This window comes from Nocardioides pocheonensis (genome assembly GCF_003725535.1).
Classification (GTDB): Bacteria; Actinomycetota; Actinomycetes; order Propionibacteriales; family Nocardioidaceae; genus Marmoricola; species Marmoricola pocheonensis.
Map to the genome: position 1 here is coordinate 1 of NZ_RJSF01000034.1, position 7,936 is coordinate 7,936.

At 66.4% G+C, this 7,936-nt stretch carries 7 protein-coding genes; 1 reads left to right on the plus strand and 6 read right to left on the minus strand.

Annotated features, from left to right (window positions below; translation table 11 throughout):
• A partial coding sequence (locus tag EFL26_RS09010) for a nitrilase-related carbon-nitrogen hydrolase (RefSeq protein ID WP_123222571.1) occupies window positions 1-884 on the minus strand: 884 nt, incomplete at its 3' end.
• Window positions 885-1,042: 158 nt separating this feature from the next.
• Complete coding sequence (locus tag EFL26_RS09015; RefSeq protein WP_183408105.1) at window positions 1,043-2,254, minus strand: NAD(P)/FAD-dependent oxidoreductase; 1,212 nt, start codon at window positions 2,252-2,254, stop codon at window positions 1,043-1,045.
• Between the two features lie 260 nt (window positions 2,255-2,514).
• On the opposite strand from EFL26_RS09015, the gene EFL26_RS09020 reads away from it, so the two are divergent.
• Entirely contained in the window at window positions 2,515-4,158 is a 1,644-nt protein-coding gene (locus EFL26_RS09020; protein WP_183408106.1) for a PucR family transcriptional regulator, read from the plus strand.
• Window positions 4,159-4,185: 27 nt separating this feature from the next.
• Here the strand turns inward: EFL26_RS09020 and EFL26_RS09025 are convergent, their stop codons facing one another.
• From EFL26_RS09025 to EFL26_RS09040, 4 genes are all read right to left on the minus strand, one after another.
• Window positions 4,186-5,028 (minus strand): polysaccharide deacetylase family protein, encoded by an 843-nt coding sequence (locus EFL26_RS09025; RefSeq protein WP_221176907.1) that lies wholly within the window; start codon window positions 5,026-5,028, stop codon window positions 4,186-4,188.
• Window positions 5,025-5,888: a citryl-CoA lyase gene (locus EFL26_RS09030; RefSeq protein ID WP_123222574.1), complete on the minus strand. Its 864-nt coding sequence runs from the start codon at window positions 5,886-5,888 to the stop codon at window positions 5,025-5,027. Before EFL26_RS09030 ends, EFL26_RS09025 begins: the two co-directional genes overlap by 4 nt.
• Window positions 5,889-5,949: 61 nt before the next feature.
• Window positions 5,950-7,464 (minus strand): class I adenylate-forming enzyme family protein, encoded by a 1,515-nt coding sequence (locus EFL26_RS09035; RefSeq protein WP_183408107.1) that lies wholly within the window; start codon window positions 7,462-7,464, stop codon window positions 5,950-5,952.
• 79 nt (window positions 7,465-7,543) lie between these two features.
• Window positions 7,544-7,936, minus strand: a 393-nt coding sequence (locus tag EFL26_RS09040) for an SDR family NAD(P)-dependent oxidoreductase (protein WP_148046667.1), incomplete at its 5' end; no start/stop codon positions are given.

Below are 7,936 nucleotides of genomic sequence, written 5' to 3' on the forward strand. Positions count from 1 at the left end.
GCGTACAGGGAGTCGTACAGATCGAGGCGCCTCAACGCCAGGCCGGGCGCTTCGGGCTCGCGCCGTGAGGCCGCCAGGAGGTCGCGGTCCAGCGTCGTGACCAGCACCTGTTCGCCATCGCTCTCCGCCTCAGCGAGGATTCCGTCGTTGATCCCGATGGTCTTGTCCACCGGCCCGGTGACCAGAGCGCGCCCCACGGCGTGCATGGGTGCGTCCAGGGGCAACCCGTTGTGGCCGATCAGTGGTGACATCACGACGTACAACTGGTTCTCGATTGCGCGGGCCTCGCAGCCGGTCCGGACTCGGTGCACCCCGCGTCGGTTCCAGGTCAGCGACGGACAGAAGATGAGGTCGACCCCGCGATGCACGAGGTACCGGGACAGCTCGGGGAACTGGATGTCCGCGCAGATGAGCACCCCCGCCGTGAAAGGACCGACCGACGTGACCAGCAACCTGTCGCCACCCACTGCCCCGAGGGCGTGCTCCTGAGGAGTCAGGTGAAGCTTGTCCTGGGACTCGACACGTCCGTCCGGATGGACGACGTAGGCCGTGTTGCGCAGGCTGCCGTCCTCGGCCAGCCGATTGTGACTACCGCCGATGACGGTGATCTGGTGCCTGTCGGCAATCCCACGCAATCCGGCGATGATCGCGTCGGTGTAGGTCGGGAGCACCTGGCGGTAGTCCGAGGCCACGGTGCTGGTGGTGACGTCGTGATCCGTGATGGACGCCAGCAGGCCAGTGCTGGCGAGCTCCGGGAAGAGCATCACGTCAGCGCCCTGCGCCGCTGCGACTCGCGCCAGGTCGTCCAGGTGCGCTACGAAGTCCGCGAGGGTCGACTCTGCTCTGAGCTCCAGCTGCACGGTGGCAGCGGTGAGTGAGGTCATGAACGGCTTCCTCCTGGAGTCGCCCCTCCACGAAGGGGCTGCGACCAGCGGACTGGGACACCCGGACGCTAGTTGGGTTCACGGACCCGAGACATTGGTGAGGCTGGAGACCCAGGGCCGCAACCTCGTGAGATTTCCAGATCGGGCGGTGGGGACCCTCAGTCCTCGATGTGGTGCAGAGAGATCCGCTCGGAGCTCAGTCCGGCCGCGAATTCGCTGGCTTCGCCGGCGATGATCTCGGCCATGATCTGGCCGCAGATCGGGCCGCTCGCCACGCCCCAGGCGTGCCCGACATTCACGAAGGTTCCGTCAGTCCGGTCGACGACAGGGAGACCGTCAGGCGTCTCGCTGCTGAGGCCGGCCCACAGTCCCGTGACCCCGAATTCGGCGTAACGGGCATAGCGCTCGAGGCCGACGTCAACCATGGCTTTGGTCGCGGCGAGACTGATGTGCGGATTGAGGGACTTCCGGCCGTCGACGCTGTGGCCGATGTACAGCGAACCACCACGGTTGAGCAAGATCGTGTCGTCGTAGCCGTCGTCGGTCGCGCCGCCGCCCAGTGCCGCAGCAAAGGTGTCCGCGTCGTAAGCGGGCAGGTCGGTGAGCGCGCCGCTGCCATGCACGCCGCGCGGTCCGTGGAGGAGGGGGCTCGGGTGCGACTCGACGGGTTGCATCATGAGTTGTCCCACCCGTGCAGTCTCGACGGGCAGTCGAATGCCTTCGGCGCGCAGAGTCGTAGCCCAGGCTCCGGTGGCCCAGACCACGCCCGACGCGAGCACCTCGCCTCGGACCGTCCGGACGCCACGTACCTGGTCGCCCTCGCGCAGGGTGGAGAGCACGGCGGTGTTGCGGAAGAAGTGGACACCGGCCCGCACACATGCCGATTCCATGGCCGGGACGAAGTTGAGAGAGTCGATCTGCGCGTCCTCGGTGCAGAAAGCAGCGCCGATGGCAGTCTCGGGGAGAATCGGGCTCAGCTTGGCCGCTTGCTCGCGGCTGACCATCTCGATGTCGAGGCCGGCTTCTCGACGGTCATCGACATAGGCCTCCATCACGCGCCCTTGATCCTCGGTCTCGAAGAAGAAGAGGCCACCGTCTTCCCGGTAGTCGAAGACATCGCCGAGCACGTCGAGGTACTGCGAGTACTTCTGCTTTCCAGCGCGGGCCAGCGCCAGCTCGAACCCGGTCCGCCGAGTCTGCAGCCACAGAGCGCCAGGGTTGCGGCCCGATGCGCCATAGGCAGGAAACCGCTGGTCGACGAGGACGACGCCGAATCCTCGCTGACGTAGCTCCCAGGCAGTGCACAGACCTGCGATGCCCGCACCAACCACCACGATGTCCGCGGTGGCCAGCACCTGCGCTTCGTCCATCGCCACCTCCACCGTCATGTACTCGGCCGGCCGAGTGGAGTCACCATACGTGGCTGTCCACGACCATCACGCTAGGCACCGCACAAATCGAGCGGGACTGGTGAGATCACGAAGAACTGGTAGATACTTGGTGAGAATCCTGATTCCGGGTGGTCACTGCCACCCGACAGTCTAGGGATCCCCGAAGGTCGGGCCGCCTCACGGCGACCCTGGAAGGTCCGCTGCCAATGACCGCTGGCGCTCGAGTGGCCACTCTCGGGATGGTCCTCACCGAAATCGGAGGAGGGGCGCGCCTGCTCGTCGGGTCGGACGAGGACCTCGACAGGCTGGTGACCGGCGCCAGCGTGGTCACCGACGCGGTTCTTCCTGACGATGTGGGCCTCGCGCTCATCTGTCCGGCTCTGAACTCCGCCGAGGATCTCGAGCAGCTCAGCGGCAGGTTGTCGACCTCCGCCGCGCGACTGCTCGTGCTCACCACCCCCAGTCCCGTCGCATTGGCAGAGCTCAGCGCACGACTCCGCGGCCACGTCGTCGTGGGGAGCGCCGAGCCCGTCGATCCAGCAGCAGTCGTGCTGTCGATAGCGCGCTCTGTTGACGTGCCCGACGAGACCGCGACCCGGCGCCTGGCGGCGCTCCAGCGCTCATTGACGCAGGTGCTGGGCGATCCTGATCCCGTCGTTTCGCTGCTGGCCCGCCTGAAGAGCACCTGCAACGCAACCGTGGCGCTGGTGGACAAGCACGGGCAGGCGGTGCATTCGACCGGTCCCGTGCCCCTCTCCTTGCTCTTCACCGAGATCAGCCACACGGCGGCCGACTCCCAGATGATGGACATCGACGGTTGGCACGGCATCGCCGACCGCGTGAACGATCCGGCGCAGGGCGGTGACCACATGGGGTGGCTGGTCGCGGTCGCGCGCAGGGATGGCTTTCCGGACGCGTACGCCGTGTCTGCCGTACACCTGGCCGCCGCGCTGGTCGAGGCCAGTCAACGTATGACACTGGTGGCACGCCAACAGGAGCGTGCGATTCGCGCAGCGATCCTCGAGGAAGCCCTTGCTCTCCGGGGGATCCCGGACGACCCGGAGCTGTCCGGCCGCATTGCGAGCCTGGGGTTGGGCTTCGCCGATGACCTGAGGACCGTGGTGGCTCGACCGATCAGCTCGGGACCGGCGAGCCGTCGTCGGACGTCCACCAAGGACCTCGCGGACGGGTTCGATCGCGTGTTGGAAGCCTGGGACGTCCCTCACCTGGTGAGCGCGCGAGACAGGTTCGTCGTGATACTCATGCAGGGATCTCCGAAGATGCTGCGGCGCATCATCGTCGCATCACAGGACTCATTACCTCCCCTCCATGTGGGACTCGGTCGACCTGTGCGGGCTGTCGCCGACGTCAAGGACTCCTACCACGACGCCCACCTGGCCGTGCGGTCGCTCGGGCGCACCGCACGGGCGGCGGGCGTGATGACGTACGAGGACTTCGACTTCGCAACGCGTCTGTTCTCAGATGTTGGCACCGATCGCATGGCGGCCTGGGCGCGTGAGTTCCTCGCCCCGCTGGATGAGCGACCACCGCTGATGGAGGGCCTGAGGGCATTCTTCGCCCACAGCCAGAACATGAACGCCGCAGCCGACGCGTTGAGCATCCATCACAATTCGCTGCGCTACCGGCTTGCCAAGGTCGAGGAGCTCCTGAAGCTCACGTTGCGGGACCCTGCCGCCGTGTCGTCGCTGTTCCTTGCGCTGGCCGCGCGCGACCTCGAGGAGGTCGACTCCAATGCTCGACCACGGGCAACTCGAGCCGTGCGCACCCGACAGCCATCGGACGTCGAGGCACCGCGCACGCCCACCGACTTCGCCACGCCCGGGCTCGACCGGTTGGGTGTGGTCATCAGTCCAGGACGCTGACGGCCCGGACCGAGCCGGCCCATGGGCTCAAGCTTCGTCCCATGCGTCGTAGACCTCGGAGAGGGTCGGGAACCAGACTCCATCGTGCGAAGCGACGTGCTCGAGGAAGCGCTCGAGCATCAGCAGGTTGTGTGAGCGACCGATGGTCTGTGGGTGCAGAGTCCATGTCATGAGGCCGCCGCCGCAGCGCTCGTAGGCGAAGTCGAAGCTGTCGATCCATCGCGCCAGGACGGTGGCGTTGCTCTGGATCAGCGGACTTCCCTTGAAGTTCTCGAGTTCAGGGAAGTCGTCGAGCACCCAGGAGACGGGGAACTCGAGCACCCCGCTGGGGTCGCCGAAGCGGTTGCCGTTCTCGAGGTCATAGGCAACGACCATGCGAGGTCGGTACGGCTCGAAGTCACGACCCATCAGAGAGGAGTCCCAGTCGAAGCCGAGCTCGGTCAGAAACCCCAGAGTGTTGTCCGTGACGTCGAGGGCAGGCGACCGGTAACCCCGCGGGCGTGCGCCCAGGATCGCCTCGTGCTGCTTGACCTGGAGCTCCAGCAATCGTAGTTCCTCGATTGCGTCCAGGGCCGGGATGTACTCATGGAACACGCCGTGAGCAGCGACTTCGTGCCCGTCCTCGACGACAGCGGCAAGCGCCCGCGGGAATGTCTGCATCGTATGGGTGGGAACGCACCAGGTTGTGCGGATGTCGAACCGGCGGAACACTTCGAGCAACCGCGGCGTCCCGACCTCGGCGCCGAACTCACCACGTGACATGAGCGACTGCGACTGGGAGCGAAATGTACCCATCCAGACGCTCTGGGCGTCGAAGTCGGGGCTCAAACACACAGCCAGGTGCTTGCCCGCCGGCATGCGGATGGTCACGATTGCTCCGCAGGAGCAGCTCCCGCGCCCCAGTCGTCCGTCCATCCCGCCCTCGCTCGGTCCCGGCGGTAGTCGCGACCCGACTGGACGTCGTAGGCGACCTCGTCACGGGGGACGACGCGGATGGGCCGACCACCCGTCAGCTCCTCAGAGATGTGCGCGATGAGACCGGGCATCGTGGACAGGATGGCGACTCCGGTCCCTTCCTCGGGACTGAAGCCGAGCCCGACCAGGACCGCCGCCATCATCCCGACGTCATTGATGGCAATGTCCTCCTTTCCCGGAAGCCGAGTGAACGAGGAGTGTAGGGCTTCGTAGAGATCAGCTGCAGCCGGCCAGCAGGACTCCCTCACAGCCAAGGCCCTGAGTGCTGCAGCACGAGGATCGACCCGCTTGAAGACCGGGTGTCCGAGACCGGGAATGCGATGTCCCGACGTCCGTAGCCGAGCCACCTCCTGGTCTGCGAACTCCTCCATGGTGGATCCGGATTCCTGGAATCGGGAGTAGCAGTCGACGATGAAGCGACTGGTGTCCTCCGTTGCCAGGGTGTGCCGGCCCACCGACAGGCACGCTGCGGCCAGGCCGACAGCCATGCTCGGGTTCGCGGAGACCGCGAACCGGGCGGCGACCGTTCCTGGCTTCTCAAGTCCGTAGTCGAGGACCGCGCTCAGGACGCCGTCGAGGACCCGGACCTCGGGCGGACTGGGTAGGTCCCCCTTGATGAGGAGGTAGATCGCCGCGGTGAACGGCAGGTCGCCGATGAGGTCCTCCAGGTCGTAGCCACGGATGAACACCTTTTCCGGGGTGACCGCGCTGATCCGCGAACTCCAGTAAGCCCCACGACTGACGTCGGACTTCATGGGCAACTCCCTTCGCCGGACGAGTGCGCCGTGTCAGCGGATCCGTCAGTTCCTTCGGCGCTCATCGCTCTCGCCCTTCCTGCTCCAGGGCGGCGGCCAACGAACGCCTGTCGATCTTCCCGGTCGCGTTCACGGGCAAGCTGTCCACGACCACGTACTCGCTCGGAACCTTGTAGCCGGTGAGGTGCCCGCGGACGTGCTGGTCGAGCTCCGAGACATCCAGCATCGCGCGCGGCACGACGGCTGCGACCACTCGTTGTCCATGGATTTCGTCGGGCAATCCCAGAACCGCTACCTCACCGACCCCTGGATGCAGCCGCACGACTCGCTCGACCTCGGCGGGCGAGATGTTCACCCCGCTCCGGATGATGACGTCGGAGAGACGCCCGACGACGTAGACGTATCCTTCATGATCCACGCGGACCAGGTCGCGGGTCCGATACCAACCGTCATCGGTCAAGACTTCACGGGTCAGATCGGGGTCGTGCCAGTAGCCCAGCATGATGCCGGGACCTGAGGACAGCGCCTCGCCAACCTCACCTCGGGGCACCTCGGCTCCGTCTCGGCCCACAATCTTGAGCCTCGCGCGCGGCACCAGCCGGCCGGCGGCACCTGCCACAGGCTCGGAGTCGATCCAGGGGTCGTAGGTCACCAGGGGCAGGCACTCCGAGGAGCAGTAGGCATCGAACACCGGGACGCCACTGAGTCTCCGCCAGCGTTCGAAGGCGTCCTCGTTCCGCGGCTCACCTCCGGATACGCACAGCCGAAGCGACCCCAAGGCGTCTGCGTCGAGCGAAGAGTCCTCGAGGTGGTGCACCAGTTTCGTGAACGTGGTGGTGACCCCGGCCAGGAAGGTGGCGCGGCCGTTCGCGATGGCCTCGAGCAGCAATTCGGGACGCGCTCGACGCACGACGATGACCGTCGCCCCGCTCAGCAAAAGTGCCAACGATGTACTGGCCAAGCCGTACATCCAGGCCATGGGCAGACAGACGATCCCGCGGTCATCCGGGCCGAAGTGCCAGACCTCGCCATAGGTATCTGCACAGTTCTGTACCGCCCGAGCACTCAACATGATCGCCTTCGGTCGGCTCGTCGTGCCCGAGGAGAAGCAGATCAGGCTCAACGGTTCGCGCAGATCCGCCGGGTTGGGCGCGGTGTCACCACGAACCTTCACAGGAGCGAAGCTCTCGAGAGACGCGACCGGTGTTCCCTTCGACGCGGCGACCAGTAGGTCGTGGTCGACGCCCTGGCTGGCCACGACCAGGACGGGGTCGCTGCTGTCCAGCGCGTACTCCAGGTCATCCCGTGCCGACGATGGGTAGATGGTGACCAGCACACCACGGGAGCGCCAGACGGCGAGCGCCGTGGCGAGGAACTCAGCCGAGCTCTCCGCCACGAGCGCCACTCGGTCCCCCGATCGCAGGCCAGCCCCGAGCAGCGCAGCAGCGCGTCGCTCGATCTCGTCCTGGAGCTCGCCGAACGTCACGTTGCGACCTTCGTCGATGAGCGCGACATGATCGGGTTGTCGGCGCGCCACGGCTGCGAAGGCGGCGGCGCAATCGGGCCGGTCCGACATGGGATCCACCTCCATCAGTGGTGGCCTGACAGACCGGCGAGGATCCCGTACGCCTGCTCCACCACGTAAGGGGCGTTGGTCATGTCGCAGTCCAACCCCCGTCGACCGCGATCACCTGACCGTTGACGTAGCTGGCGCCGTCCGAGGCGAGGAAGAGGACCACGCTTGCCACCTCAGCCGGGTCCGCGGATCGGTGCGCTGGAATCAGAAAGTCCCACATCTCCGGCGACACACCGATTCCGCGCTGTTGCGTTGCGACGAGATCACCGAGCAGCTCCTCGGAGGTTGCCCGGAGGTTGGTCTTGATGACTCCTGGTGCGACCAGGTTGGCGGTGACGTTGTGGGGACCCACATCGATGGCTAGCCGGCGGGTGAGACCTTCGAGGCCCGCTTTGGACGCGACATAGGACAGCCCGTCGGCGGCGCCGCGCTGGCCCGCCACCGAACCGATCACGATGATCCGACCGGACCT